Source organism: Dactylosporangium sp. NPDC005555, from assembly GCF_040605635.1.
GTDB lineage: Bacteria > Actinomycetota > Actinomycetes > Mycobacteriales > Micromonosporaceae > Dactylosporangium.
Window position 1 is genome coordinate 17362 of sequence record NZ_JBEXDG010000033.1, and the last position, 25683, is coordinate 43044.

The 25683-nt window shown below is 72.6% G+C and carries 27 protein-coding genes; 17 read left to right on the plus strand and 10 right to left on the minus strand.

Features of this window, described 5'->3' with window-relative positions; genetic code table 11:
• Positions 1-57 precede the first annotated feature (57 nt).
• Together ABZS58_RS31175 and ABZS58_RS31180 are read left to right on the plus strand one after the other, a co-directional pair.
• Positions 58-1476 (plus strand): dihydroorotase family protein, encoded by a 1419-nt coding sequence (locus tag ABZS58_RS31175; RefSeq protein ID WP_354786808.1) that lies wholly within the window; start codon positions 58-60, stop codon positions 1474-1476.
• Positions 1477-1621: 145 nt separating this feature from the next.
• Positions 1622-2071, plus strand: coding sequence for a hypothetical protein (locus ABZS58_RS31180; RefSeq protein ID WP_354786809.1), 450 nt, complete (start codon positions 1622-1624; stop codon positions 2069-2071).
• A gap of 57 nt (positions 2072-2128) precedes the next feature.
• Here the strand turns inward: ABZS58_RS31180 and ABZS58_RS31185 are convergent, their stop codons facing one another.
• From ABZS58_RS31185 to ABZS58_RS31195, 3 genes are read right to left on the minus strand one after another with little or no spacing between them, the layout of a single operon-like run.
• Entirely contained in the window at positions 2129-2965 is an 837-nt protein-coding gene (locus ABZS58_RS31185; protein ID WP_354786810.1) for a DUF4437 domain-containing protein, read from the minus strand.
• Positions 2962-4443 carry an AMP-binding protein gene (locus tag ABZS58_RS31190; RefSeq protein WP_354786811.1) on the minus strand — a complete coding sequence of 494 codons (1482 nt, stop codon included), beginning with the start codon at positions 4441-4443 and terminating at the stop codon, positions 2962-2964. Before ABZS58_RS31190 ends, ABZS58_RS31185 begins: the two co-directional genes overlap by 4 nt.
• Entirely contained in the window at positions 4440-5354 is a 915-nt protein-coding gene (locus ABZS58_RS31195; protein WP_354786812.1) for a hydroxymethylglutaryl-CoA lyase, read from the minus strand. Before ABZS58_RS31195 ends, ABZS58_RS31190 begins: the two co-directional genes overlap by 4 nt.
• A 57-nt stretch (positions 5355-5411) precedes the next feature.
• Here ABZS58_RS31195 and ABZS58_RS31200 point away from each other — a divergent pair, with 57 nt between their 5' ends.
• The 4 genes from ABZS58_RS31200 to ABZS58_RS31215 all read left to right on the plus strand — a co-directional run bounded on the left by ABZS58_RS31200 (position 5412) and on the right by ABZS58_RS31215 (position 9240).
• On the plus strand, positions 5412-6605 hold the full coding sequence (locus tag ABZS58_RS31200) for a CoA transferase (protein ID WP_354786813.1): 1194 nt from the start codon (positions 5412-5414) through the stop codon (positions 6603-6605).
• Entirely contained in the window at positions 6605-7225 is a 621-nt protein-coding gene (locus ABZS58_RS31205; RefSeq protein WP_354786814.1) for an isochorismatase family protein, read from the plus strand. Before ABZS58_RS31200 ends, ABZS58_RS31205 begins: the two co-directional genes overlap by 1 nt.
• A gap of 63 nt (positions 7226-7288) precedes the next feature.
• Positions 7289-8533: an acyltransferase gene (locus tag ABZS58_RS31210; protein ID WP_354786815.1), complete on the plus strand. Its 1245-nt coding sequence runs from the start codon at positions 7289-7291 to the stop codon at positions 8531-8533.
• A 56-nt stretch (positions 8534-8589) separates the two neighbouring features.
• Complete coding sequence (locus ABZS58_RS31215) at positions 8590-9240, plus strand: class I SAM-dependent methyltransferase (protein ID WP_354786895.1); 651 nt, start codon at positions 8590-8592, stop codon at positions 9238-9240.
• Here ABZS58_RS31215 and sigJ read toward each other — a convergent pair.
• Complete coding sequence (gene sigJ, locus ABZS58_RS31220) at positions 9218-10099, minus strand: RNA polymerase sigma factor SigJ (RefSeq protein WP_354786816.1); 882 nt, start codon at positions 10097-10099, stop codon at positions 9218-9220. The two genes, ABZS58_RS31215 and sigJ, sit on opposite strands and share 23 nt — an antisense overlap.
• A 134-nt stretch (positions 10100-10233) precedes the next feature.
• Between sigJ and ABZS58_RS31225 the strand changes: the two genes are divergently transcribed.
• A complete protein-coding gene (locus ABZS58_RS31225; protein ID WP_354786817.1) occupies positions 10234-11250 on the plus strand; it encodes a nuclear transport factor 2 family protein in 1017 nt (338 codons plus the stop codon).
• 4 nt (positions 11251-11254) lie between these two features.
• Here ABZS58_RS31225 and ABZS58_RS31230 read toward each other — a convergent pair whose 3' ends face one another.
• Positions 11255-12001 (minus strand): sulfite exporter TauE/SafE family protein, encoded by a 747-nt coding sequence (locus ABZS58_RS31230; RefSeq protein WP_354786818.1) that lies wholly within the window; start codon positions 11999-12001, stop codon positions 11255-11257.
• A 118-nt stretch (positions 12002-12119) separates the two neighbouring features.
• On the opposite strand from ABZS58_RS31230, the gene fdxA reads away from it, so the two are divergent.
• Positions 12120-12455: a ferredoxin gene (fdxA, locus tag ABZS58_RS31235; protein WP_354786819.1), complete on the plus strand. Its 336-nt coding sequence runs from the start codon at positions 12120-12122 to the stop codon at positions 12453-12455.
• A 2-nt stretch (positions 12456-12457) separates the two neighbouring features.
• Here fdxA and soxR read toward each other — a convergent pair whose 3' ends face one another.
• Entirely contained in the window at positions 12458-12922 is a 465-nt protein-coding gene (gene soxR / locus ABZS58_RS31240; RefSeq protein ID WP_354786820.1) for a redox-sensitive transcriptional activator SoxR, read from the minus strand.
• Positions 12923-13133: 211 nt separating this feature from the next.
• On the opposite strand from soxR, the gene ABZS58_RS31245 reads away from it, so the two are divergent.
• On the plus strand, positions 13134-13373 hold the full coding sequence (locus tag ABZS58_RS31245; protein ID WP_354786821.1) for a hypothetical protein: 240 nt from the start codon (positions 13134-13136) through the stop codon (positions 13371-13373).
• A 74-nt stretch (positions 13374-13447) separates the two neighbouring features.
• On the opposite strand, the gene ABZS58_RS31250 is transcribed toward ABZS58_RS31245, so the two are convergent.
• Together ABZS58_RS31250 and ABZS58_RS31255 are read right to left on the minus strand one after the other, a co-directional pair.
• Complete coding sequence (locus ABZS58_RS31250; RefSeq protein ID WP_354786822.1) at positions 13448-14083, minus strand: HNH endonuclease family protein; 636 nt, start codon at positions 14081-14083, stop codon at positions 13448-13450.
• 599 nt (positions 14084-14682) lie between these two features.
• Positions 14683-15129 carry a pyridoxamine 5'-phosphate oxidase family protein gene (locus ABZS58_RS31255; protein WP_354786823.1) on the minus strand — a complete coding sequence of 149 codons (447 nt, stop codon included), beginning with the start codon at positions 15127-15129 and terminating at the stop codon, positions 14683-14685.
• 70 nt (positions 15130-15199) lie between these two features.
• Here ABZS58_RS31255 and ABZS58_RS31260 point away from each other — a divergent pair, with 70 nt between their 5' ends.
• Complete coding sequence (locus tag ABZS58_RS31260; protein WP_354786824.1) at positions 15200-16921, plus strand: sodium:proton antiporter; 1722 nt, start codon at positions 15200-15202, stop codon at positions 16919-16921.
• A 16-nt stretch (positions 16922-16937) separates the two neighbouring features.
• Here the strand turns inward: ABZS58_RS31260 and ABZS58_RS31265 are convergent, their stop codons facing one another.
• Entirely contained in the window at positions 16938-18347 is a 1410-nt protein-coding gene (locus ABZS58_RS31265; RefSeq protein ID WP_354786825.1) for an amidohydrolase family protein, read from the minus strand.
• A gap of 219 nt (positions 18348-18566) precedes the next feature.
• Here ABZS58_RS31265 and ABZS58_RS31270 point away from each other — a divergent pair, with 219 nt between their 5' ends.
• From ABZS58_RS31270 to ABZS58_RS31295, 6 genes are read left to right on the plus strand one after another with little or no spacing between them, the layout of a single operon-like run.
• Complete coding sequence (locus tag ABZS58_RS31270; protein ID WP_354786826.1) at positions 18567-19706, plus strand: CoA transferase; 1140 nt, start codon at positions 18567-18569, stop codon at positions 19704-19706.
• On the plus strand, positions 19691-20494 hold the full coding sequence (locus tag ABZS58_RS31275; RefSeq protein WP_354786827.1) for a citryl-CoA lyase: 804 nt from the start codon (positions 19691-19693) through the stop codon (positions 20492-20494). The genes ABZS58_RS31270 and ABZS58_RS31275 overlap by 16 nt, the downstream gene beginning before the upstream one ends.
• Positions 20495-20508: 14 nt before the next feature.
• Entirely contained in the window at positions 20509-21372 is an 864-nt protein-coding gene (locus ABZS58_RS31280; RefSeq protein ID WP_354786828.1) for an extradiol ring-cleavage dioxygenase, read from the plus strand.
• Positions 21369-21731, plus strand: coding sequence for a hypothetical protein (locus ABZS58_RS31285; protein WP_354786829.1), 363 nt, complete (start codon positions 21369-21371; stop codon positions 21729-21731). Before ABZS58_RS31280 ends, ABZS58_RS31285 begins: the two co-directional genes overlap by 4 nt.
• Before the next feature lie 38 nt (positions 21732-21769).
• Positions 21770-22711, plus strand: coding sequence for a zinc-binding alcohol dehydrogenase family protein (locus tag ABZS58_RS31290; RefSeq protein ID WP_354786830.1), 942 nt, complete (start codon positions 21770-21772; stop codon positions 22709-22711).
• Between the two features lie 38 nt (positions 22712-22749).
• Positions 22750-23571 carry an IclR family transcriptional regulator C-terminal domain-containing protein gene (locus ABZS58_RS31295; RefSeq protein ID WP_354786831.1) on the plus strand — a complete coding sequence of 274 codons (822 nt, stop codon included), beginning with the start codon at positions 22750-22752 and terminating at the stop codon, positions 23569-23571.
• A 234-nt stretch (positions 23572-23805) separates the two neighbouring features.
• Here the strand turns inward: ABZS58_RS31295 and ABZS58_RS31300 are convergent, their stop codons facing one another.
• Complete coding sequence (locus ABZS58_RS31300; RefSeq protein ID WP_354786832.1) at positions 23806-24942, minus strand: FAD-dependent monooxygenase; 1137 nt, start codon at positions 24940-24942, stop codon at positions 23806-23808.
• A gap of 83 nt (positions 24943-25025) precedes the next feature.
• Here ABZS58_RS31300 and ABZS58_RS31305 point away from each other — a divergent pair, with 83 nt between their 5' ends.
• Positions 25026-25613, plus strand: a complete 588-nt coding sequence (locus tag ABZS58_RS31305) for a TetR/AcrR family transcriptional regulator (RefSeq protein ID WP_354786833.1) — start codon at positions 25026-25028, stop codon at positions 25611-25613.
• The last annotated feature ends 70 nt before the right edge of the window (positions 25614-25683 follow it).

Below are 25683 nucleotides of genomic sequence, written 5' to 3' on the forward strand. Positions count from 1 at the left end.
CTTCCGCCGAAATGGAAACCCCGTTACTCTCAGGGAAACGCCGGAAAGGATGATCACGTGGCGCGGTACGACCTGCTGGTTCGCAATGGCACGCTGGTGCTCCCATACACGGGCACGGTCCGGGCGGATCTCGCCGCGAAGGACGGACGTATCGTCGCGATCGGCGAGGATCTCGACGATGCGGACGAGGTCCTCGACGCGACCGGCAAGCTGGTGTTCCCGGGCGGCGTGGACGCGCACTACCACCTCGGCATCTACCGGCCCCTCGCGGTCGACGCGGCCGAGGAGACCCGCTCGTCGCTGGTCGGCGGGGCGACGACCGTGCTGTCCTACTTCCGCACCGGCCAGCACTACCTGAACAGGACCGGCGCCTACGAGGACATCCTGCCCGAGGTCCTCGACGCGGTGTCCGGCCACGCCTGGACCGACTACGGCTTCCACCTCGCGCCGATGGACACCCGCCAGGTCGGCGAGGTGCCCGCGCTCGTGGACCGGCACGGGATCAGCTCGTTCAAGTACTACATGTTCTACAAGGGCTTCAACCTGTCCGCCGACTCCCGGGACGCGAAGGCGTTCACGATGAGCGACGAGTACGACCTCGGCCACCTCTACCAGATCATGGAGGCCGTCTCCGCCGCCGCCCAGGACACCGGCCGGCGGGTCTCGCTGTCGCTGCACTGCGAGCAGGCCGAGCTGATGCGGCTGTTCATCGAGCGGGTCCGCGCCGCCGGCGACCCGCAGACGCTGAAGGCGTACTCCGACGCCCGCCCGCCGCTCACCGAGCGGGTCGCGATCGGCGAGGCGACGACCCTGGCGGCGGCGACCGCGTGCCCGGTCAACCTGCTGCACCTGTCCAGCGGTGAGGCGCTCGCGGCCGCGAACGAGGCCCGCCTCGCCCGTCCCGACCTGGACCTGCGCACCGAGGTCACCCTGCACCACCTGTGCCTCAACTACGACGAGCTGTCCGGCCTCGGCGGCAAGGTCAACCCCCCGATCCGCAGCGCTCTTGACACGGAGGCGCTCTGGGCGGGGGTGCTGTCCGGCAAGGTCGACTGGATCGCCTCCGACCACGCGTGCTGCCTGGAGGAGCACAAGGGCGACGAGCTCTGGCCGGCGCTGCCCGGCTTCGGCGGCACCGGCCTGCTGTATCCGATCCTGCTCAGCGAGGGCATGCACAAGCGTGGCCTCGCCCCGCACCGGGTCGCCGAACTCGTCTCCGGCAACCCGGCCCGCGCCTACGGCCTGTGGCCGCGCAAGGGCTCCCTGCTCGTCGGCCAGGACGCCGACCTCACCGTCGTGGACCCCGACCTCGAGCAGGAGGTCACCACCGACCTGCTGCTGTCCGGCCAGGACCACTGCCCGTTCGCCGGGCGCAAGGTCCGCGGCTGGCCCGTCGCCACCGTCCTGCGCGGCCAGGTCGCCTACCGCGACGGCGCCGTCGTCGGCACCCCCCGCGGCGCCTTCGTCCCCCGCTGAGGCTCGTCGCCCGCTGAGCTCTTGTCGCCCGCTGAGGCTCGTCGCCCGCTGACCCGCCCGATTCCAGGTTTCCGCAAGCTTCCTGCATTGCGACCGCTCGATGCTGTCTCCCGTCACGCAGTTCCGACGGACGGGAGACAGCGCAGTGCATCGTTTCGGACCCATCGGCCGGCTGCTGGGGGTGACGGCGGCCGTGTCCGCCGTCGCGCTGGCCGTGAGCGGCGCCCCGGCGCACGCGGCCGGCTACAACACCCTGACCACGTACATGACCAGCGCCAACAACAGCCAGCTGCGACTCGGGTACGGCACGTGGTACTCCAACCCCGTCGGCAGCACCGGCAACGGGTACGTCGAGGCCCACGACTCGTACTGCGACGGGCTCAACGGCATCTTCGCGATGGTGACCGGCGCCGGCGGCAGCACCTGGTCGACGTCGGCACAGGGCTGCGGCCTGAGCAACTACAAGGACATCCCGGCGGCGGCCCAGGGCGGTCCCGCGTACGGCGAGCGGATCACGCTGACGGTGTGCAAGCTGCTGCCCGACGGCAACTTCAAGAGCTGCTCGACCCGCGCCGCGGTCAACCGGCCGGTCTGAGCCGGGCGGCTGCCACGGACGGACGGCCGCCGCCCGGCAGGGCGGCGGCCGGGTCCACTACATGCCGTCGCCGGACCAGGGGCCGCGGGAGCGGGAGCGGACCGGGAGGGTGGAGATGACCGGGGCCTCGTGGGTGTGGTAGTTCTCGGCGGTGCCGCCCCACTTGACCCACTCGTCGGTGGTGTACCAGTTGATGAGCTCGCCGTCGGAGCGGATGATCCAGTCGATCTCGGTCTCGGCGATGAAGTGGCCGTGCTTCACGCCGGCGGGGCGGAAGCAGTAGGTGCCCTCGTCGATGTCGCCGAAGTTGTACGCCATCTTGCCGCTGAGCGTGTAGAACTCCTCGTAGCAGGGGTGGTGCGCGAGGCGGTGGTCGCTCCAGCCCTTCGGCGCCCGGATCAGGCGGGTGTAGAAGCCGGTCTTCGGGTCGCGGTGCAGCAGCTTGATGTACAGCGGCGTGAGCGGCCCGACGGTCGGCGCCGCGACCCACTCCAGCTTCGACGGGTCGATGAGCGACGGCGCGCCTTCGGAGCGGGACGGGCCGTCGGGGTCGAAGCCGGCGTCGCCGTACTCGCGCCAGTGCAGGACGTGGCTACCTTCCCGGATCTTGATCCAGTCCATCGGCACGCCCTTGGGGACCTGCAGGTAGCCGCCCGGTCCGACCTCGGTGCCGCCGTACACCAGCGAACCCGACACGACGTAGAACTCGGTGTCGGCGTGCGGCACGCCCGGGCCTCGGCCCCAGTCGGCCGGGAACCGCAGCGACAGCGACGACGAGCCGTCCTCCTCGTCGGTGGACAGCCGCCGCTCGACGGCCCCGCCCTCCCCGAACGGCAGTTCGGCGGCGTGCCAGATGTAGTCGTCCTCGTGGATCAGCTCGACATGGGCCCTCACAGAGCACTCCTCAACTCTCGTTTCAACACCTTGCCAGCCGCGTTGCGGGGCAGCGCCGCGATCGGCCGGATCTCCTTCGGCACCTTGTGCCCGGCGAGCCGGTCCCGCAGGTGCTCGCGCAGCGCGTCCGGGTCCCACCCGGTCCCGGGACGCGCCACGACGTATGCGACGACCCGCTCGCCCCACCGGTCGTCGGGCTCGCCGACGACCGCGGCCTCCACGACCGACGGGTGCGCGGCCAGGGCCTCCTCGACGTCACGGGGGTAGACGTTCACCCCACCGGTGATGATCAGGTCCTTCTTGCGGTCGACGATGGTGATGTACCCCTCGTCGTCGACCACGACCACGTCCCCGCTGGTCATGAAGCCGTCCGCGGTGGTGCACTCCGCGGTCGCCGCGGGGTTCGCGAGATATCCGTTCATGAGGAACGGCGACCGGCTGTAGAGCTCGCCGGGTGTGCCCGGGGCGACCGGCACACCATCGTCGTCGACGACCCGGATCTCGGTCATGAACCAGGGATGGCCGACGGATCCGGCCTTGCGGCGGGCGTCGGCGGGGCGCAGGTTGGTGATGACACCGGCCTCGGTGGAGCCGTAGAGCTCGTGCACGCCGACGCCGGGGAACGCTTCCAGGACCCATGCCTTGAGCGCGACGGGCAGCGCGGCCGCGTTGAAGTACAGCGTGTCGAGGCTGCGCAGGTCGTGCCCGGCGAGGCCGGCCTCGCGCAGGCCGACCGCGTGCGTCGGCACCAGGAACACCGACTGCAGGCGGTCCCGCCCGATCATGGCCAGGAGCGCGCCCGGGTCCCAGGCGCGCAGCATCGACACGGTCCCTCCGGTGAAGACGGCCGCGTAGGCGAACGCGAACCCTGCGCCGTGATACATCGGCGCGACGGCGACCGTGCGCCGGCCCGGTCCGAGCCCCCACTCCAGGGCGGTGCAGTAGAAGGTCAGGCAGCGGGAGCGGTGACTGATGAGGACACCCTTCGGCGCGCCGGTGGTGCCCGAGGTGTACGCGATGCAGAACGGGTCCTGTTCACCGACCGGCACCCGCGGGTCGGTCGCGGAGGCCCTGGCGAGCGCGGCTTCGTAGGCCGGGCCGAGCGGCAGCGTGATGCCGACGTCCACGGCGCGGTCCTGCAGCACCGGGTCCAGGATCAGCGCCCGCGCGCCCGAGTGGCCGGCGATGTACGCGGTGTCGGCGGCCGTCTGGCGCGGGTTCAGCGGCACCATCGGCAGGCCGGCCTTCGCCAGCCCGGCGGCGATCTCGCAGTACTCCAGGCGGTTGCCGGACAGGACCGCCACCGGGTCGCCGGGCCGCAGACCGGCGTCCAGGAGCGCGTTGGCCAGGCGGCTCGCCCGCTCGTCGAGGGCGGCGTACGTGAGCCGGCGGTCCCCGTCGATCACGGCGACCGTGTCCGGCGTGGCACGGGCGAACTCCCGCACGCCGTTGCAGATGTTCAGCTGAGCGCCAGTCACGGCGTAATGGAAACACCGTTTCCATTCTGAGGCAAGGGTGGGAACGGCGCCGTGCGGCCGAGCTGGGCGGGGGTCCGGATGCCGAGCCGTTCCCCGATCCAGGTGCCGGTGGCGGCGAGGGCGGGCAGGTCGAGCCCGGTGTCGACGGCCATGCCGTGCAACAGGTACGTGAGGTCCTCGGTGGCGATGTTGCCGGTCGCCTGCGGCGCGAACGGGCAGCCGCCGATCCCGCCGATGCTGGCGTCGAGGGTCCGCACCCCGGCTTCGAGGGCGGCGACGGCGTTGGCGTAGCCGGTGTTGCGCGTGTTGTGGAAGTGCGCCCGCAGCGGCACGCCGAGGGCCTTCAGTTCGCGGACGAGTGTCCGCACCTGGGTGGGGACGCCGACGCCGATCGTGTCCGCGATCGCGATCTCGCGCGGTGCGGACCTGCAGGCCTCGGCGGCGATCTCGAGCACGCGGTCCACGGACACCTGGCCGGTGAACGGACAGCCGAACGCGGCCGCGATCGTCAGCGAGGCCGGAACGCCCGCCGCGGACGCGATCCCGTGCCAGACGTCGAGGGCCTCGGCGGTGGTGGTGCCCTGGTTGCGGCGGGAGAACTCGTCGGAGGCGACCACGACCACGTTGACCTCGTCGACCCCGGCTGCCAGGGCCCGGTCCAGGCCGCGCCGGTTGAGCACGAGGCCGATGTACGTGACGCCGGCGCGGCGCGGCACCGACGCCATCACGGCCTCGGCGTCGGCCATCTGCGGCACCCGGCCCGGATGCACGAACGCGGTCGCCTCCACCCGGCGGACGCCGGCGTCCAGGGCCCGCGTGATGTAGTCGACCTTGACCTCGGTCGGCAGCAGGACCTTCTCGTTCTGCAGGCCGTCGCGCGGACCCACCTCGACGATCTCCACACCGGCCATCGCCGACCTCCGGTTCCTCTAGCGAAACAACGTTTCCAAACCGTACACTCCCGAACCATGGTTGGTCCGCTGTCTGACATCCGCGTCCTGGAGACCGGGACGCTGCTCGCCGGTCCGTTCGCCGGGCAGCTGCTCGGCGACTTCGGCGCCGAGGTCATCAAGCTGGAGGATCCCGGCAAAGGCGACCCGATGCGCGAATGGGGCAGGGAGAAGCCGCACGGGCAGTCGCTGTGGTGGCCGGTCGTGGCCCGCAACAAGAAGTCCGTCACCTGCAACCTGCGCAGCCCCGCCGGGCAGGACCTGGTCCGCCGGCTCGTCGCCTCCTCCGACGTGCTCGTGGAGAACTTCCGGCCCGGCACGCTGGAGCGCTGGGGCCTCGGCTACGACGAGCTGTCCGCGATCAACCCGCGGCTCGTGCTCGTCCGGGTCACCGGGTACGGGCAGACCGGCCCCTACGCGCCGCGGGCCGGGTTCGGGTCGATCGGTGAGGCGATGGGCGGCATCCGGCACGTCACCGGCGAGCCCGACCGCCCGTCCAGCCGCGTCGGCGTGTCCCTGGGCGACGCCCTCGCCGGCACCATGGCCGCCTACGGCGCCGTCATGGCCGTGCACGCCCGCTCCCGCACCGGTCGCGGCCAGGTCGTCGACTCCGCCATCTACGAGGCCGTCCTCACGTACATGGAGTCGCTGCTGCCGGAGTGGGTCGTCGCCGGGTACCAGCGCGAACGCACCGGCGCGATCCTGCCGAACGTCGCGCCCAGCAACGCCTACCCGACCGCGGACGGGGTCGACATCCTCATCGCCGGCAACCGCGACACCGTCTTCGCCCGCCTGTGCGAGGTGATGGGCCGGCCCTCGCTGGCGGAGGATCCCCGCTACGCGACGCACGGCGCCCGCGGGGCCAACCAGCAGGAGCTCGACGACACGATCGGCGCCTGGACCGCGACCCTGCCGGCGGATGAGACCCTCGCGTTGCTGCACGCGGCGGGTGTACCGGCGGGGAAGATCTACCGCCCCGCGGACATGCTCGCCGACCCGCACTTCGTCGCCCGGCAGTCCATCGTGGACGTCCCGCACCCCGGCTTCGGGACGCTGCCGATGCAGGCGCCGGCGCCGCGCCTGTCGGAGACCCCGGGTTCGATCCGCTGGGCCGGTCCCGCCCTCGGCGAGCACAACGAGTCCGTGTACGGCGACCTGCTGGGACTGTCCACCGAGGACCTGGAGAAGCTGCGCGCGGACGGCGTCGTCTGATGTCCACACCGGACTATCTGGCCGCCGGGTTCTCGCGGCGGCTCGGCTGGGGGTCGCGGCCGGCGCTGCTGCTCGTCGACCCCGTCGTCGCCTACCTCGACCCGGACTCGCCGCTGTTCTGCACCACGGCATCGGCCGCGCTCGCCGCGATGTCGGACCTGCTCGCCGCGGCCAGGCCCGCCGGGCTGCCGGTGGCGTTCACGGCCGTCGGGTTCGCCGACGAGACCTGCTCCGAGGCGCCGCTGTTCGCCACCAAGGTCCCCGGCCTGAGGGTCTTCGCCGACGGCTCGCCCCTCGCCGCGCTGCCCCCCTCGCTGACCCCGTCGGCCGGTGAGCTGGTGATCCGCAAGCACTACGCGAGCGCGTTCGCCGGGACCGCCCTCGCCGCGTGGCTCACCGCCGCCCGCGTCGACACCGTCGTCATCGGCGGCTACTCCACGTCCGGCTGCGTGCGGGCCAGCGCCGTCGACGCGCTGCAGGCCGGCTTCCGGCCCATGGTGGTGCGGGAGGCGTGCGCCGACCGTGCCCCGGGCCCGCACGAGGCGAACCTGTTCGACCTGGACGCGAAGTACGCCGACGTCGTCTCCGTGGATGCGGCGGTGCGGGCCTTCTCAGGATGAGGTTCGATGTGAGCCTGTCCCCGTTCACCCTTGTGCATGCGCGGGTTTCGTTAGACAACGGGGGTGAACCGTAACAGCCGCCTACCGTCGCTCACCGGACTGCGCTGGGCAGCCGCGCTCATCGTCTTCGGCCAGCACCTGCTCGAGCAGTACTACAACCCGCAGCTCGTCGCCGCCAAGCCCGTCCGCTCCGCGGTCTGGGCCGCCCTCGCCCACGGCGGCGGCCTCGGCGTCTCGTTCTTCTTCGTCCTGTCCGGCTTCGTCCTCGCCTGGTCCGCCCGCCCCGGCGAACCCGCCCGCACCTTCTGGTGGCGGCGCTTCAGCAAGATCTACCCGGCGACCTTCGTCACCACCGTGGCCGCCGTGTTCATCATCGGCGGCGCCGGCCCGCTGCAACTGGCCACCCACCTGACCCTCACGCAGAGCTGGGTGCCGCGGCGCGACGTGTACGCCGGCCTCAACATCGTCAGCTGGTCGCTGTCCTGCGAGGCGTTCTTCTACCTGTGCTTCCCGCTGCTGCTCGCCGGCCTGCGCCGCCTCGGCCCCGCCGGCCTGTGGGCGATCGCGGTCATGATGGTCGAATGCGTCGTCGCCCTCGGCGCGAACCTTGTCCACGCCTCCCACGCCACCGCGGCCTGGGTCGGCTACCTCCTGCCCCCGGTCCGCATGGCCGAGTTCACGCTCGGCGTCTGCGTCGCCCTGCTCGTGCGCTCCGGCTCCTGGCGCGGCCCCGGTCTGCGCTGGTCCTTGGCGCTCCTGCCGCCGGCGATGGTCGCGGGCCTGTTCGCCCCCTACCCGCTCAACGAGCACGCCATCACGCTCGTCCCCGTCACCTGCATCGTGGCCGCGGCCGCCCGCGCCGACCTGCGCGGCGCACGCACCTTCTGGTCCCGCCCGGTCATGGTGTACCTGGGCGAGCTGTCCTTCGCGTTCTACCTGGTGCACTACCTGGTCATCGCCGCCTTCAACCGCTGGGGCCTCCTGCCGCACCACGCCGGCCCACTGCAGGCGCTGGTGGCGACGGTGTCGGTGCTGTGGTTCAGCCTCATCGCGGCCATGCTCGTCTACCACGGCGTCGAACTCCAGGCACTGCGCCTGTTGCGCCGCTCCAGGCCCACGCGGGTCCCGGTCGCCGGCCGGCACCGCCTGGTGCTGACCGCGGCCCCAGGTCCCCGCTTCGCCGCCACGGTCCCCGTGCCCCGCCGCTCCCTGCCGACCCTCACCGTCCCCGCTCCACCGGGCGTGCCCGTCCCCCGCTCGCCCGTGTCGGTGCCCACCGCGGCGGGCCGGGCAAGGCACGCCCGCTGAGTCCCGCCCCCGCCACGGCCGGCCGAGCGCGACGGGCCGGGGCCGGGCCGTCGATACTGGACGGCATGGACGTTCGGTACGACGACGTGATCGGTGCGCTGCGGACGGCGTACGACGGGCGGGCGGCCTGGCGGGACCGGCTCACCAAGGAGCCGTGGAAGGTCGCGGAGCGGCAGGCGTTCCGGGACAGGCTGGCGCCGGGGGCGCGGCTGCTGGAGGTCGGCGCCGGCACCGGGCAGGACAGCCTCGCGTTCCAGGAGGAGGGTTTCGAGGTCGTCGCGGCCGACCTGTCGCCGGCGATGGTCGAGCGCTGCCGGGCCAAGGGGCTCGAGGCGCACGTCATGGATCTGCTGCGGCTGGAGGTGCCGGCCGGCTCGTTCGACGCGGTGTTCACGATGAACTGCCTGCTGCACGTGCCCAACCGCGACCTGCCCGCGGCCCTGGAGGCGATCCGCGCGGTGCTGCGCCCCGGTGGGTTGTTCTTCCTCGGCGTGTTCGGCGGGACGCACAGCGCAGAAGGGCCCATCGACGGCGACGAGCACGTGCCGCCGCGCTTCTTCTCGTGGCGCACCGACGAGCAGTTGCTCGGCCTCGTCACGGGCGGCGGCGCGGGCTTCGACGTCGTCGACTTCCACACCGTCGGGGTGGAGCGGGGCCGCCGGTTCCAGTCGCTGACCCTGCGGGTCAGTCCGTCGTCCACGGCCTGAGCTTCTCCGGGTTGCGGACGGCCCAGATGCGCGTGATCCGGCCGCCGTCGACGGCGAACGCGAACACCGTGACGATGCGGCCGTCCTGTTCGGCGACCAGGCCGGGCCGGCCGTTGACGGTGCGCTCCAGGAAGGTCGTGCCCGCCGTCGCCAGGTGGGCGATCTCGACCCAGGTGCGCGCGATCCGCGCGGCGCCCGAGATCGGGTGCGGGAAGGTCACGGCCAGGCCGCCGCCGTCGGCGACCGCCGTGGCGTCCGGGTCGAGCAGGCCGATGAGCGCGTCGACGTCCTTGGCCTCCCAGGCCGCCTTGAACGCCCGCACGACGGTCGCCTGCCGGGCCGCCGGGGTCGCGGAAGCCCGGGCGGCGCGGATGCGGCGGCGGGCCGAGGACGCGAGCTGGCGGCACGCCGCCGGGGTGCGGCCCACGATGCCGGCGATCTCCGCGAACGGGTAGCGGAAGACGTCGTGGAGGATGAACGCGACGCGTTCCGCCGGGGTCATCGACTCCAGCATCACGAGAAACGCCATGTTGACCGACTCGTCGAGGGTGACCCGGTCGGCCGGGTCCGCCGTGGCGCCCCACTCCGTGCGGTCGGGCAGCGGCTCCGGGAGCCACTCGCCCACGTAGCGCTCCCGGCGGGCGCGGGCCGAGCCCAGCACGTTGAGGCAGATCCGGCTGGCGACCGTGGTCAGCCACGCACCGGGTGCCTCGACGGCCTCCTGCTGCTCGCGGCTCATGGCGTACCAGCGGGCGTACGTCTCCTGCACGGCGTCCTCGGCCTCGGCGAGGGAGCCCAGCAGCCGGTACGCCAGGTTGATCAGCTGCCGCCGCTCGTCGACGATCGCTCGGTCGGTCATGTCCGGCCGCTCCCCTCGGTTGCGGGTTTCCTCACCGGTACGACAGCACAGCGCACCGGATTGTGAGGCCTGACATTCCGCGGGGCTGTGCTGTCGAACCCCTCGAAGCAGCATCCGACGAACAGGGGACACCGATGACGGACTTCCAGGCGATCGCGGACCGGGTCGAGATCGAGGCGCTGCGCGGCGAGTTCACCGACGCGGCGATGATGCGGGACCGGGCCCGCCTCGCGGCGCTGTTCACCGGCGACGGCGTGCTGCGGATGCCCGACATCCCCGCCGAGTTCACCGGCCCGGAGGAGATCCTGGCCGGCGGCGAGCGGCTGCAGGCGCAGTGGGAGTTCTTCGTGCAGAACACCCACCCGGGCACGATCCAGCTCGACGGCGACACCGCGACCGGCCGCGCGTACATCCAGGAGCTCGCCCGCACCCGCGACGGCCGGCAGGGACAGAACTACGCCGTCTACCACGACCGGTACCGGCGCACCGGCGACGGCTGGAGGTTCGCCGAGCGGGTCTACGAGGTGCGGTACCTCGACACCAGCCCGCTGGCAGGGGAAGCACCCACCGACAGGCTGGAGCGGACCGCGGCGGCGCTGCGGGCGAACAACTTCGCCGTGGAGATCCTCGACGACGCCGCCGCCGCGCGGGCCCGCGTCGCGGAGCTGATCCCGCAGGGCGCGAGCGTCTTCACCGGGGCGAGCGAGACGCTGCGCCTGTCCGGCATCGACGCGGACATCAACGCCGGCGGGCGCTACGACGCGATCAAGGCGCGGACCCTCGGCATGGACCGGGCGACGAGGGCCCGCGAGATCTGGGCGCTGATCGGCGCCCCGGACGTCATCGTGGGCAGCGTCGCCGCGGTCACCGAGACCGGCTCCCTGGTCGTCGCGTCGGCCAGCGGAGGCCAGATCCCCGGCTACGCGGGCGGCGCCGGGCACGCCATCTGGATCGTCGGATCGCAGAAGGTGGTGCCCGACCTGGGCGCCGCGCTGCGCCGCGTCGAGGAGCACTGCCTGCCGCTGGAGAACGTCCGCGCCCAGGCGGTCTACGGCCGGCCCAGCGCCGTCAACCGCCTGCTCGTCCTCAACGGCGAGCTGGAACCCGGCCGCGGCACCGTCCTGCTGCTCCGCGAACCCATCGGGTTCTGAAGGCTCAGCGGTACGCCTGCCAGCCCAGCCGCACGGCGAGACCGAGACCGAGCACGGCGATGACACCGCGCAGCGCCGCCGGCGGGCTCCTGCGGATGACGACCGGTCCGAGCCGGCCGCCGATGAACAGGCCCGCGCCCAGCGGCAGCACCGCGAGCCAGTGCACCGGGCCGAACAGCGCGAACGCGCAGGCCGCGACCGCGTTCGCCGCGCCGAGCAGCACGTTCTTCGCGGCGCTGCCCTGCGCGAACGTGTCCGGGGTCATCGCCAGCAGCAGCGCGAGCAGCACGATCCCGGCCGCCGCGCCGAAGTAGCCGCCGTACACGCCGACGAGCGCGACACCGCCGGCGAGCAGCCAGCGGTGGTGCCGGTGCCGCGGCGCGTCCGACGGCCGCCGGGGCAGCAGGATCGCCAGCGACGCGCCCGCGATCAGCCACGGCACCACGTATTCGAACGTCTCCGCCGGCGCGAGCAGCAGCAGCGAACTGCCCGTCACCCCACCCGCGACGGCGGCGAGCGACAGCCACCGCAGCCGTGGCCCCTGCCCGGCGAGCTCCGGCCGCGACCCGGCCACCGACCCGGCGCTGCTGAAGACGAGGGAGACGCTGTTGGTGACGTTCGCGGTGACCGGCGGCAATCCCATCGCCAGCAGCATCGGATAGCTGATGAGCGAGGCGAGCCCCGCGACGCTCCCGACGAGGCCGGCCCCGAAGCCGGCGAGCGGCAGCAACGCGTACATCCACCACGACACGCACCAGAGTGTTCCCCGGCGTCCCGTCGCGGCCGGCGGCAGGCCACCCGCGACCGGGATCCGTCACACCCGGTCCGGGCTTGAGCTCAAGTGCGGTTGAGCACCTAGTGTCCGCGCCATGACCTACGTGATCGCGTTGCCGTGCGTGGACCTGATGGACAAGGCATGCGTCGACGAGTGCCCGGTCGACTGCATCTACGAGGGCGAGCGGATGCTGTACATCCAGCCCGACGAGTGCATCGACTGCGGTGGGTGCGAGCCGGTCTGCCCGGTCGAGGCCATCTTCTACGAGGACGACCTGCCCGCTGGGCTCGACGCGTTCACCGCCGTCAACGCGGGGTTCTTCAGCGCGATCGGCTCACCCGGCGGGGCCTCGCGGGTCGGACCCGTCGGGGGCGACCACGCGTTCGTCGCGGCCCTGCCGCCGCAGGTCCACGACGCCGCCCTGGCGTGAGGTCACGCCGGGTCGTCGAGGCGCACCGGCCCCTTCCCGCGGGTGCCGAGCTGGTCGTCGGGGTTGAGCAGGTCGCACAGCCGCATCGACAGGCAGCCGCAGCCGATGCAGGCGGTCAGCTGCCGCTCGAGATTCACGAGGTACCGCCGCCGGTCCTCGAGCTCACGCTTCCAGATCCGGGACACCCGCACCCAGTCCCGGTGGCTCGGCGCCTCGTCGGCGGGCAGGGTGGTGAAGATCTGCGCGACGTCGGCGAGCGGGATGCCGAGCCGCCTGGCCGCGAGGATGAGCGAGATGCGGCGCAGCATGTGCCGCCGGTACAGCCGCTGGTTGCCACGGTTCCGCTCGGCGGTGATGAGTCCTTCGGCCTCGTAGAACCGCAGGGCTGACGCGGCCACCCCGGTGCGGGCGGTGACCTCACCGACGGTCAGCAGGTCCTTCACGTGCGCGTTCGGCTCGGGTGCCACGCGTGCACCGTAAAACCTCAACCTAGGTTGAGATCAAGGTCAGGGGCGGTGGTGGATGAACCCAGGAGCGCGAGGGTCCGCGGCCTTCATCGGATCCGGCTTCGGCGGCGGTACCGGTCAGCGCCGGCACACCGCGAATGCCCGGCCGGTCCGGGGCGGGGCTACCATGACGCTTCTTCAGAGATCGCCGGACCGTAGAGGGGCATACGCCATGACCGAACCCGTCGAGACCCGGGGCGACCAGCGCGACGAGCTGCTCGCCGTCGACACCAACGGCGACGGCGTCGCCGACGTGCTGGCCATCGACACCGACGGCAACGGCAAGGCCGACCTGTTCCAGCTCGACAGCGACGGCGACGGCAAGGCCGACGTCACTATGGTCGACCTCGACGAGGACGGCATCATGGACACCAAGGTCGACGGCGACGGCGGACACCCCCTGTCCGGCTGACGGGCGGCGGTCCGTTTCCGGGCCGGGTGCGGGTGGGCCGGGACGCGCGACACGCGCCCCGGCCAACCGGCGGGTCAGGAGGAGCAGGTGTTGAGCATCGTCTGCAGCGCGGACTTCTCCGACGACTGGAGCTTCAGCGCCCAGTAGTACTTGACGGCGATCCACATCTTGGCGTAGGTGCAGCGGTACGACGTCAGCGACGGCTGCCACGTCGACGGGTCCTGGTCGCCCTTGGACTGGTTGACGTTGTCGGTGACGGCGATGAGCTGCGGGCGGGTGAGGTCGTTGGCGAAGCTCTGCCGCTTCGCGGTCGTCCACGAGTTGGCACCGGACCGCCACGCCTCGGCGAGCGGGACGACGTGGTCGATGTCCACGTCGGACGCCGCGGTCCAGGTGGCGCCGTCATAGGGGGAGTACCAGCGGCCCGACGTCGCCGAGCAGGAGCTGTTGGTGACCACCGACGTGCCGTCCCGCTTGAGGACGGTCTCGCGGGTGTCGCAGGAGCCGCTGATGGTGACCCAGTGCGGGAACAGGTCGCGGGAGTAGCCACTGGTCGTGCCCTGCGTGGCGACGGTCAGCGCGTTCAGCCACGACTGCGCGGTCGCCTTCGACGGGATCCCTGACGGGGCCGCGTGGGACGGGGTGCCGAGCACGAGCGCGGCGAGCACACCGGCGAGCAGCGCGGCGAGCGGACGAGAACGTCGGGTCATTCCTGCTCCGATCAGACTTCGGGCGACGGCGGCGACGCCGGTACCGGCACCGCCGCCGACAATATCGACGATCATTAGTGTCTGACGCGACGGCCGCCACGTGAACATCCCGTGGCCGTCCTACGACGCGACAGATGGTCGTTGACCCCCGAACGACGCGACGTCGGGACCCGAACGAGGTGGGTTCGGCCCCGAACGAGGTGGGTTTCGGGCCCGAACGAGGTCGGGGGCGCCGGCGAAGACCGGATCCGAACGACCGTCGCCGGCGCGGCCCCGGGAACCGGGCCGCGCGGTGCCGCCGGCGGTCGCGCACGACGGCCGGTGCCCCGGACGGGTGGAACCGCTTGCGCCGGTGCGTTCCGCGGCCCGTGGTGAGGCGGCTGGGGGTGGGGTCACCGCCTCGGTGGGGCCCAGGTGCGTTCGCGGGCGTCGAGCCGGTCCAGGCCGGCGCGCGGCCGGAGAGCGCCGCCCTCCAGGAGAAGGGCGGCGACCGGGTCGACGCAGCGGTCCATGGCGGCGCGCCGGGTGTCGCGGAGGCGACGCAGGACCTCGCGGCGCTGGGCGTCGGCGAGGTGGCCGTTCCCTACGGAGGTGTCACATCAGTCGCGTTCGGCTTGACGCAGGCCGTGTGCGGGTGTCCACCACTCGACGACGAGCCGGGTGCCCGCGGCGTTGAGGTGCGTGTGCACGACCTCGGCGATGTCCGCGCAAAACTTATTTGAATTGTCGGAATTGTCCGACAAGGCCGCGCGCCCGGTGATCTTCGCCTCGCCGGGCCACGAAGCCTCGGAGCCGTCCACCGGGTCGACCGTGGCGCTGTGCAGGGCGAAGCGAGGATCGCGCCGCAGGTCGGCGCCCTTGCGGGCGTTCGCCATCGAGCCGAAGCACAGCTCGCCGCCGGTGAACTCCGCCTCGATGCCCGAGATGCGCGGCGACCCGTCGGCGCGCAGTGTAGCGATCGTCTTGTGCTTGTACGCGTCGAACAGCGCCCGGACCCGGCCGGCGAACGCCGGCTCGGCCGTCTCGAACTCCTGCCACGTCGTCATGCGACCCATGATGGCACCAAGGTCCATCCCCCGGTCGGCGGCCGTCAACCGAGGTGCGAAAGACTGTGGCATGCACCTCCAGCACGGACTCCTCGCCATCGCAGCGGTCCTCGTCATCGTCGCGGTCGCGAAAGTGGCGCCACGCGTCCGCGTGGCCGTGCCCATCGCGCTCGTGGTCGTCGGCATCGGGTTCAGCTACATCCCGTTCGTGCCGAATCTCAACGTCGATCCGCACCTGATCCTGTTCGTGGTGCTGCCGCCGATCCTGTACTCGGCCGCGGTCAACGTGCACGCCACCGACTTCCGGCGCAACGTGAAGGCGATCGGCGGGCTGTCGGTGCTGCTCGTCGTCATCTCCGCGCTGGCCGTCGGGCTCCTGCTGCACTGGCTCATCCCCGACCTCAGCCTGGCCGCCGCGATCGCGCTCGGCGCCGTCGTCAGCCCGCCCGACGCCGTCGCCGCGATCGCGATCGGCAAGCGGCTCGGCCTGCCGCCCCGGCTCGTCATCGTGCTGGAGGGCGAGGGGCTCATCAACGACGCGACCGCGCTCGTCATGCTCCGCTCCGCGGTCGCCGCGACCGCCGGCGTGGTGTCGCTGTGGGACGTGCTCGGCGACTTCGCGTTCGCCGTCGCCGCCGGGCTCGTCATCGGGCTCGTCGCCGGCCTGCTCACGGTGTGGATCCGGGCAAAGCTCAACGAGCCGGTGCTGACCACCGCGATCTCGTTCATCGCGCCGTTCCTCGCGTTCGTCCCCGCCGAGGAGATCCACGCCTCCGGCGTGCTCGCCGTCGTCGTCGCTGGACTGGTCACCGGGCATCAGAGCGCGCGGCACTTCACCGCGCAGGACCGCATCAGCGAGCGCACCAACTGGCGCACCATCCAGCTGCTGCTGGACAACGGGGTGTTCCTGCTCATGGGGTACCAGATCGTCACCGTCGTCGGCGACGTGCACCACGGGGAGGACGACGTCCTGGAGACCGTCGGGATCGGGCTCGCGGTGACCGCGCTGCTGGTGCTGCTGCGGGTGATGTTCGTGGCGCCGCTGACCGCGATGCTGCGCCACGACCAGCGCCGCGCCCGGGCCCGCACCGACCGGCTGCAGGGCATCCTCGTCAGGCTGGCCGAGCGGCAGCACGACTCGCCGAAGTCGGCGGCGCGGGCCGGCTGGATGGCCTCGCTGGTGCGCCGCAAGCAGGCCGACGACGCCTACCTGACCACGGAGGGTCTCGGCTGGCGCGGCGGCGCGGCGCTCGCCTGGGCCGGGATGCGCGGCGTCGTCACCCTCGCCGCCGCGCAGTCGCTGCCGCAGAACGTCCCGCACCGCTCACAGCTGATCCTCATCGCGTTCGTCGTCGCGATCGTCACGCTCCTCGGCCAGGGCGCGACGCTGCCGGTGCTGATCAAGAAACTGCGCATCGCCGGCACCGACGCCGAGGCCGACCGGCGGGAGCTGGCCCGGCTCATCGGCGAGATCGTCGCCGAGGGCGAGGACGTCCTGGAGAACCCGGACCTGCGGCAGGCGGGCGGCCAGCCGTTCGACGAGGAGGCCCTCGAGGCGGCCCGCCGGGAGAACGCCGCGCTCGGGCAGGCGCTCACCAAACCGGCCGGCCCGGCCGAGTCGGACCTGCTGCACCAGCGCCGCGAGCTGCACCGGCTGCTGCTCGAGTCGGCGCAGGCCGCGCTGCTGGACGCGCGCGAGTCCGGCACGTACACCTCACGCGCCCTCGGACACGTCCAGCACATCCTCGACAACGAGGTCTCCAGTCTCGACCCCGCGGACGCGCACCATTAGGCCTGAATAGGCCTGGTCAGGCCTCGTTGCGCCACTCGGTGTACATGTACGGGTTGTCGAGCACCTTCGTGGCCGGGATGTCCGGGTTCATGCCCTGCTGCCACGCCGCAGGGCCCATGGTCGTGATGAGGTGCTCGACGGTCCGCTCGACGTCGAGGCGGGCCTTGGCGAGGTCCGCGCCGACGAGCCTGCCGTCGCGCTTCACGACGCGCCCGTTCACGAGCACTGTGTGCACGTCGCCGCGCTGTGCCTGGAAGGCGACGTGGCCGTACGGGTTGAGGATCGGGAACATGACGGGGGAGTGGTCGTTCTTGAGGAGCACCACGTCCGCCGCGCGACCGGGCTGGAGGCTGCCGACGACGCCGTCCAGGCCGAGGGCCCTGCTGCCGCCGCGGGTCGCCCAGTCGACGACCTGTTCGGCGCGCAGGTGCACGTGCGTGACGGTCTCCGCACGGTCGTGCGCCTGCAGGTGCTCGCGGGAGCGGTCGGCGCCGAGCGTGGCCCGCATCGCGGAGAACAGGTCGCCGCTCCACCACACGCTGGTGTCCATCGACAGCGACACGGGGATGCCGTGGTCGCGCAGCTGCCAGGTCGGTGGGTAGCCCTGCCCGGCGCTCTGCTCGCTCTCCGTCGACACCGAGACGGACCCTCCGGTCGCGGCGATGCGATGGTACGAGTCGCCGGACAGCGTCGCGGCGTGCACGTAGATCGTCGACGGGGTCATGAAGCCGTGCTCGTGCATGAGCCGGATGCCGTCGTCGTTGGTGGCGCCCCACACCCCGGCGTGCGTGGTGACGGGCACGCCGAGCTCGCGGGCGACCTCGAACGCCGCCCGCTCCGGGAACGCGGGGTCGCCGGTCACGTCGAACGCCATCTGGAAGCCGAGCGCGCCGCGCGCCCGCCGCTCCACGAAGTCGCGGAAGCCGGGGCTGGTCGCCCACTCCCACGGGCCCTGCTGGATGTTGCCGTAGGCGAGGACGAACCTGCCCGGCACCGACTCGAGGGCGTCGGCGGCGGCGTCGGCGTGCTGCGGGGTCTGCAGGCCGTGTGACCAGTCGACGGTCGTGGTGACGCCGGCGTCGAGCGCCTCCCAGGCGCCGAGGACGTTGCCGGCGTGGATGTCCTCGGGCCGGAAGTGCCGGCCGGACTCCAGGTAGTACCAGACGAAGTACTGGGTGAGCGTCCAGTCGGCGCCGTAGCCGCGCATCGCGGTCTGCCACAGGTGCCGGTGGGTGTCGATCATGCCGGGCATGACGATGCCGCCGCTCGCGTCGATCTCGTCGGTGCCGGGCGGGGCGGTGAGGCCGACGCCGACCTCGGCGATGCGCCCGTCCACGACGAGGACGTCGGCGCCGGGCAGGACGGTGTGCGCGTCGTCCATCGTGAGGACCAGACCGTTGCGGAACAGCACCGGCTGTGCGTCCATCGCTGTCAACTCCTTCCGGACAATCGTCCGTGTAGCGGTCAGAGGAGCGATCGGCGAAAGTGTGTCCCCCGTCACGAGCGCTGTCAAGGCACCCGCCTCGCGCCTTCCCAGGTCGTACCGATGCCGCAGACGCCAGCGGGGCGGCGGTTGACATCACGGGGTGCATTCTTGAGACTGGTGTAGCGGACAAGTGTCCGTATCGCGGACGAGGGGGAGTTGATGGCGGCACCGGAGCGCGGGGGACCACTCAGTGGTCTGCTGGTCGCCGACTTCTCGCGGATCCTCGCCGGGCCGTACGCCACGATGCTCCTCGCGGACCTCGGCGCCGACGTCATCAAGGTCGAGGGGCCGGGCGGCGACGACACGCGCACCTGGATGCCGCCGACCCGCGACGGCGTCTCCACGTATTACCTCGGCATCAACCGCAACAAGCGGTCCATCGCCCTCGACCTGCGCGACCCGGAGGACCTCGCGGCGGCGCAGGCCCTCGCCGCCCGCGCCGACGTCATGATCGAGAACTTCAAGCCCGGCGGGCTGCGCCGCTTCGGCCTCGACCACGCGACCGTCGCCGCCGGCAACCCGGCGGTCGTCTACGCCTCGATCAGCGGTTTCGGGTCCGGCGCGGGCGCGGCGATGCCGGGCTACGACCTGATGGTGCAGGCGGTGTCCGGCCTGATGAGCCTCACCGGCGACCCCGGCGGGCCGCCGTTCCGCGCCGGGATCTCCGTCTTCGACGTGATGGCGGGCATGCACGCGGGCATCGGCATCCTCGCCGCGCTGCACCACCGCACCGCGACCGGCGCCGGCCAGCATGTCGAGGTCAACCTCCTGTCCTCCGCCCTGTCCGGCCTGGTCAACCACAGCAGCGGCTACGTCGCCGGCGGCACCGTGCCGTTCCGCATGGGCAACGCGCATCCGAGCCTGTTCCCGTACGAGCCGCTGCCCACCGCCGACGGCGACCTCATCGTCATCGCCGGCAACGACGGGCAGTTCCGCAAGCTCTGCGCCGTCCTCGGCTGCGAGGAGCTCCTCGACGACCCCCGCTTCCAGCGCAACCAGGACCGCACCGCGCACCGGGAGGCGCTGCGCCCGCTGCTCGTCGAGCGGCTGCGGGCCAAGGGCAAGCAGGCGTGGTTCGACGAGCTGATCGCCGCCGGGGTGCCGTGCGCGCCGATCAACACCATCGACGGCGGCGTCGCCCTCGCCGAGTCGCTCGGCCTCGACCCGGTCGTCGAGACCGGCGCGGTGCCCGGCATCCGCAACCCGATCACGCTGTCGGCGACCCCGCCGAGCTACGAGCTGCCGCCGCCCGGCCTGGACGAGCACGGCGAGGAGATCCGGCGATGGCTGAAGAGCTGAGCTTCCCCACGTCCATCGGCACCTCCGACGCCGACCGCATCACGCTGCTCGGCCAGGACCTCGCCGCGGACCTGATGGGCAACGTCGGCTTCGGGGAGCTCGCCTTCTGGCTCGTCGCCGGGCGCCGGCCCTCGGCGGGGGAGACCCGCGTCTTCGAGGCGGTCCTGGTCGCGCTCGCCGACCACGGGTTCACACCCACCGCGATCGCCGCCCGGGTCACGTACGCCAGCGCACCCGAGTCCCTGCAGGGCGCGCTCGCGGCGGGGCTGCTCGGCGGCGGCTCCCGCTTCCTCGGCGTCACCGAGGACTGCGGCGTGTTCCTGCACTCGGTGTTGTCGTCGCTTTCCTCGACTCCTGTCGATGATGCCGGCTGGGACGCCGTTGCCGCCGACGCGATCGCCGCCCGCCGTGCCGCCGGACAGTTCGTGCCCGGCCTCGGGCATCCGGTGCACAAGGTCCAGGACCCCCGCACGCCGGTGCTGATCCGGATCGCCGACGAGGCCGGTGTACGGGGACCGCACCTGCGACTGTTCGAGGCCGTCGGACGGGCGCACCCGGCGATCCTCGGGCGGACCCTGCCGCTCAACGGCGCGGGGGTCTGCGGCGCCGCCCTCGCCGACCTCGGCCTGCCGGTCACCATGCTGCGCGGCTTCGCGCTCCTCGCCCGCGCCGCCGGGCTCCTCGGGCACCTCGCCGAGGAACAGCGCACCGGCCTCGGCCTCGAGATCTACCGCACCGTCGACCGCAACGCCCGCTACGTCGACCCACCCACTGTTCCGGCTGACTGAAAGGAAGCGGCGCCATGGCCCAGGTTGTCGCGGTCATCGCCTCGACCCACCATCCGTTCTACTTCAAGGCCAGCACCGCCACCGGCGACGACCGCCCGCCGTTCGCCGACGAGTGGGTCCGCAAGGTCACCGCGTTCCGCGAGACGCTGACCCGCGCCCGCCCCGACGTGCTCGTCATGGTCGGCTCCGACCACTTCCACCAGCTGTGGCTGGACAACATGCCGCAGTTCCTCGTCGGCAAGGCCCCGTTCTACGACGCCAACTGGTACAACGAGGAACGCGAGTTCGGCCTGCCGCGCATGCTGCTGCGCGGCCAGGAGGACCTGTCCGCGCACGTGCTGCGCGAAGGCCTCGACGCCGGCTTCGACCTCGCGTTCAGCAACGAGCTGCGCATCGACCACAGCATCACGTGCCCGATCATCACGCTGCGGCCCGAGGCGGACCTGCCGATCGTGCCGATCTACACCAACATCTTCGCCCCGCCGCTGCCGCAGCCTCGCCGGTTCGTGCAGCTCGGCCGCACCATCCGGGAGCTCGTCGAGTCGTGGCCCAGCGATCTGCGGGTCGCGGTCATCGGCACCGGCCACCTGTCCCTGGAGCTCGGCGGGCCCCGCCAGTTCGGCCCGCACGGCCCCGACCCCGAGTTCGACCGGCGGGCCGTGGAGTGGATCGCCAACGGCGACCTCGACGGCTGCCTGTCCGAGGTGACCCTGGACAGCCTGCACGCACCCGGCAACGCCACCCACGGGTTCATGGACTTCATGCTCATGATGGGTGTCGCCGGCGACGGCGTGAAGGCCGACTACGTCGACACCTACGACCTGTTCCACACCATGGAGGCGTACTTCACCTGGTACCCGCAGGGAGCCCCGGCATGAGCCGCTATCTGCTCGACAAGTTCCTGTACACAGTGGACAGAGACCCCGCGCTCGTCGAGCGGTACCGTGTCGACCCGGCCGGGACCGTCGCCTGGTGGGAGTCCACGCTGGCCAACGCGCTGCTCAACAGCCACACCGGCGAGGCGGGCACGTGGCAGCGGTTCACCGACGAGGAGCGGGCCGCGCTGACCGGGCACGACCACATCGCGCTGTTCGGCCTCGGCGCCCACCCGTTCCTCACGCTGACCCTGTTCATCGCGATGTTCGAACGCGACCACGACGAGCCCCTCGCCTACCAGAAGCAGTACGGCGCCCGGCTCGCCCACTTCGACCTGCCCTACCCCGACATCGCCACATGATGCGCGCCGCCACCGTCGTGCGCTGCGGGTCGCCGCCCGTGGTCGTTGTGAGATCGGCGCCGGTCGCGGGTGCGGGCCAGGTGACGGTCACGGTGACGGCCGCGCCGATCACGCCCCTCGACGTGCTGTGCGCGTCGGGCACCTCCTACTTCGGCACGCCCGGGCTGCCGTACGTGCCGGGCGTGCAGGGCGTCGGCACCCTCGACGACGGCACCGCCGTCTGGTTTCCGACCGACGCCGGGATGCGCCCCGGCGACGGCAGCATGGCCGAGGTCGTGACCGTGCCCGCCGCCGACGTCGTGCCGCTGCCCGCGGACGTCGACCACCGGCTCGTCGCCGCGCTCGGCCTGTCCGCCGTCGCCGCCTGGCAGGCACTCACCTGGCGCGGCGAGCTCCTCCCCGGCGAACAGGTCCTCGTCCTCGGCGGCGGAGGCGTCGTCGGGCAGGCCGCGATCCAGCTCGCCCGGCTCGCCGGCGCCCGGCGGGTCATCGCCGCCTGCCGGTCCGCGGCCGCCCGGGAACGCGCGCACCGCCTCGGCGCCGACGCCGTCGTCGCCCTCCACGACACCGACGACGTCGCGACCCTCGCCCGGCGGCTCCAGGACGCCACCGACGGCCCCGTCGACCTGGTCCTCGACCCGCTCTTCGGGATCCCGGCCGCCGCGTCGCTGCGCACCCTGCGCCGCGGCGGCCGCCTCGTCAACCTCGGCAGCGCCGCCGGGGAGATCGCGCCGCTGGACTCCGCGACGCTGCGCAGCGGGTCGCTGCGCGTCCTCGGCTACACCAACACCGAGCTCAGCGCCGCCGAGAAGAGCGCCACCATGCGGTACCTCGCGGGCCATGCCGCCGCCGGCCGGCTGGTCGCCGACCACGACTGCGTGCCGCTGTCCGAGATCGGCGCCGCGTGGACCGCACAGGCCGGCGGCGTGGCCACCCGGCGCCTCGTCGTCGTCCCCTCGTCGCCGTTGCGCAAGGACTAGTGTTCGCGGGGCGAACTCCAACCACGATTGAGGCGGCGATGGCACAGCGCGGAGAAGGACCCGACTTCATCGAGGCCCTGGCACGAGGGCTCGACGTGATCCGGGCGTTCCACGCCGACCAGCCGCGGATGACGCTCGCCGAGGTCGCCACCGCCACCGGCCTCGCCCGGCCCACCGCCCGCCGCATCCTGCTCACCCTGGAAGAGCTCGGCTACGTGCGGGCCACGGCCGGCGTCCACGAGCTGACCCCCCGCGTGATGGAGCTCGGCATGGCGTATGTGGGGGCCCTGTCACTGTGGGACATGGCCCGCCCGCACATGGAGCAGCTCGTCGCCGCGACCGGCGAGTCGTCGTCGATCAGCCAGCTCGACGGCTCCGACATCGTCTACCTGGCCCGCGTCGCCGTGCCGAAGATCATCGCGCTGCGCGTGCAGATCGGCACCCGCTTCCCGGCCGCCGCCACCTCCCAGGGCAAGGTCCTCCTCGCCGCGCTGCCCCCCGACCGCCTCGACGCCGCACTGGCCACGCCGAGCCGCTCCGGCATCGAGCCATGGGTCCGGCTCGGCCGGCGCACGATCGACACCATGCTCCGCGAGGTCAACGTCCGCGGCTTCGCCACCGCGGACAACGAGCTCGCCCCCGGCATCCGCTCCGTCGCCGTCCCGATCCGCGACGCCCGCGGCGACGTCCGCGCGGCGATGAACGTGACCGTCAACGCCGCCGAGACCAGCATGAAGACGCTCCTCGACAAGCACCTGCCGCACCTGCAGCGAGCGGCGGGCGCGATCAGCTCCGACTGGGCACTGTGGCAGTCCCGCCCCCAGCTCGACCTGCCCACCCCGTCCCCGACCCCCGTCTGACCCGCCGCCCCGACCTCGCCGCCGCGGTCCACGATGCCCGGGGAGCGGACCGCCTGACCGTGCCCGGCGCCTGCCGGCTCGATCCGGACACGGACGGTGGTCCGGCCGTAGCGTTCCTGCCATAGCCCGCTGGCGGCCGCCCTGCGGACGGTGGTCCGGGTGTGTCGCTGCCGGAATCGGTCGGGGGTGGTCGGTTCGCGGACGGTGGTCCGGGCCGTGGAGTTCGGGAGTGGGTCAGCGGGTGGCGGCGCGGCGGACGAGGGTCCGGATGCCGGGCAGCGTGACGGCGCGGACGGTGACGTCGCCGAGCCAGACGTGGAAGCGGTTCGGCGGGGCGTACTGCCGCATGCCGCGCCTGGCGAGGGCCTGCCGTCGGGTGACCTCGGGGCGCAGCGCCCGCTCCCAGCCGGCCAGGGCGGCCGGGACGTCGTCGTGCGCCGACAGGGCGGCGCCGAGCTGGTCGGCGCCGGCGAGGGCGAGGCCCGCGCCGTGGCCGGCGAACAGCGTGACGCACCAGGCGGCGTCGCCGAGCAGCACCACCCGGCCGGCGCTCCACCGTGGCATGACCACCTGGCTGACCGCGTCGAAGTAGGCCGCGCCGGGATGCAGGGCGAGGTGCCGCAGCGCGTCGGGCACGCCGCCGCCCAGGTCGCCGAACGCCGCGCCGAGCGCGTCGACGGGACCGCGGTCCAGGTCTGATCGCGGGGTTTCGCTGCGGTACGCGAAGAACGCCGACGACCGCTGCGGCCCCAGGTTGATGACGGCCGCCGTGCGACCCGGGCCGATGAACGTCGTGCCGGACCGTTCGGGGACCCCCGCCGGCGGGCCGGGCAGGTCGACGGCGCCCACCACGTACGGCAGCGGCACCCGCCAGCCGTCGCCGAACACCGCGGTCCGGGTGGCGGAGTGCACGCCGTCGGCGCCGATGAGCAGGTCGGCGTGTTCGACGGTCCCGTCGCTCAACGTCACCCGCACCGCGTTCTCCTCCTGTGTGACCGCCGTGACGGTGGTGCCGAAGCGGAAGTCCGCGCATGGTCGTACCTCGGCGAACAACGCGGACTCGAGATCGCCCCGGAAGACCGTGATGGCCCGCTTGCCGAGGGCGGCGGCCGCGAGCTCCGCCGGCACCGTGAGCTTGGGCCGGCCGTCGGCGCGCACGAGGACCGTGGTGAACAGGCCCAGATCGCGGGCGGCCAGGCCGGGCAGCAGCCGCTCGGCGGCGTCGAAGCCGGGGCCGAGGAGGTTCACCAGGTAGCCGCCGCTGCGCCGGGCCGGGGCCTGCTCCACGACGAGCGTCTCCCAGCCGTCACGCCCGAGCCTGACGGCAGCGGCGAGACCTGCCACGCCCGCACCGACGATCACCGCACGCATGTGTTGCCCCCTCCAGAATGAGCAAGTGTTCAAACCTAGTATGAGCAGATGCTCATTCTGTGCGCAACGCCTAGAATCCGGGGATGCCCCGCGGAGTCGCCATCCCAGAGCCCAGGCAGCAGCTCTTCGCCGCCGTCGAGCGGGTGATCGCCGCCGACGGGCCGGTCCGCCTCACGGGCCGCGCCGTGACCCGCGAGGCCGGCGTTGCGACCGGGCTGCTCTATGCGCACTTCGCGGACTTCGACGACTTCCTCACGGGGTATGCCGTCGACCGCGCCTTCCAGCTGGCGGCGGCGGTCGCGGGCCTGCCGGACCGGGCGGGCACCGGCACCGTCGCGGGCAACCTCGCCGACGCGCTGCTCGCCGTCCCCCTCGACGGTCTGCTCCCGCTGACCCGGCTGACGGCAGCGAAGCCCGAGCTCGCCGCGGCGGTCCGCGACGTCCTGGGGGAGCGGACCGCCGGCCTGGAGGCGGTCGAGGCCGCCGCCGCCCGCTACCTGGCCGCCGAGCAGCGCCTCGGCCGGGTCCCCGCCGGCGCCGACACCGAAGCCCTCGCCCTTGCGGCGGTCGCCGTGCTGCACCACGTCGCGCTCACCGCTTCGGACGGCGCCCGCGTCCGTCGCGCGATCGCCGCGCTGGCCGGCGGATTTCCGGTCGCCACCGGCTCGTGACCGGGTCGCGGTGGGCACTTGTATTGACAGATATCTGTTAGTCAGGTTACCTGTCCGGTACCCCCACCGC

What these genes read in the sequence shown, in the direction of transcription:
- ABZS58_RS31260 (WP_354786824.1), top strand. Translation starts at nt 15,200, where the DNA reads ATGCACCTCCAGCACGGACTCCTCGCCATCGCAGCGGTCCTCGTCATC.
- ABZS58_RS31285 (WP_354786829.1), top strand. Translation starts at nt 21,369, where the DNA reads ATGAGCCGCTATCTGCTCGACAAGTTCCTGTACACAGTGGACAGAGAC.
- ABZS58_RS31250 (WP_354786822.1), bottom strand. Translation starts at nt 14,083, where the DNA reads ATGACCCGACGTTCTCGTCCGCTCGCCGCGCTGCTCGCCGGTGTGCTC.
- fdxA (WP_354786819.1), top strand. Translation starts at nt 12,120, where the DNA reads ATGACCTACGTGATCGCGTTGCCGTGCGTGGACCTGATGGACAAGGCA.
- ABZS58_RS31275 (WP_354786827.1), top strand. Translation starts at nt 19,691, where the DNA reads ATGGCTGAAGAGCTGAGCTTCCCCACGTCCATCGGCACCTCCGACGCC.
- sigJ (WP_354786816.1), bottom strand. Translation starts at nt 10,099, where the DNA reads ATGACCGACCGAGCGATCGTCGACGAGCGGCGGCAGCTGATCAACCTG.
- ABZS58_RS31300 (WP_354786832.1), bottom strand. Translation starts at nt 24,942, where the DNA reads ATGCGTGCGGTGATCGTCGGTGCGGGCGTGGCAGGTCTCGCCGCTGCC.
- ABZS58_RS31270 (WP_354786826.1), top strand. Translation starts at nt 18,567, where the DNA reads ATGGCGGCACCGGAGCGCGGGGGACCACTCAGTGGTCTGCTGGTCGCC.
- ABZS58_RS31195 (WP_354786812.1), bottom strand. Translation starts at nt 5,354, where the DNA reads ATGGCCGGTGTGGAGATCGTCGAGGTGGGTCCGCGCGACGGCCTGCAG.
- ABZS58_RS31280 (WP_354786828.1), top strand. Translation starts at nt 20,509, where the DNA reads ATGGCCCAGGTTGTCGCGGTCATCGCCTCGACCCACCATCCGTTCTAC.
- ABZS58_RS31305 (WP_354786833.1), top strand. Translation starts at nt 25,026, where the DNA reads ATGCCCCGCGGAGTCGCCATCCCAGAGCCCAGGCAGCAGCTCTTCGCC.
- ABZS58_RS31295 (WP_354786831.1), top strand. Translation starts at nt 22,750, where the DNA reads ATGGCACAGCGCGGAGAAGGACCCGACTTCATCGAGGCCCTGGCACGA.
- ABZS58_RS31200 (WP_354786813.1), top strand. Translation starts at nt 5,412, where the DNA reads ATGGTTGGTCCGCTGTCTGACATCCGCGTCCTGGAGACCGGGACGCTG.
- ABZS58_RS31255 (WP_354786823.1), bottom strand. Translation starts at nt 15,129, where the DNA reads ATGACGACGTGGCAGGAGTTCGAGACGGCCGAGCCGGCGTTCGCCGGC.
- ABZS58_RS31245 (WP_354786821.1), top strand. Translation starts at nt 13,134, where the DNA reads ATGACCGAACCCGTCGAGACCCGGGGCGACCAGCGCGACGAGCTGCTC.
- ABZS58_RS31265 (WP_354786825.1), bottom strand. Translation starts at nt 18,347, where the DNA reads ATGGACGCACAGCCGGTGCTGTTCCGCAACGGTCTGGTCCTCACGATG.
- ABZS58_RS31205 (WP_354786814.1), top strand. Translation starts at nt 6,605, where the DNA reads ATGTCCACACCGGACTATCTGGCCGCCGGGTTCTCGCGGCGGCTCGGC.
- ABZS58_RS31225 (WP_354786817.1), top strand. Translation starts at nt 10,234, where the DNA reads ATGACGGACTTCCAGGCGATCGCGGACCGGGTCGAGATCGAGGCGCTG.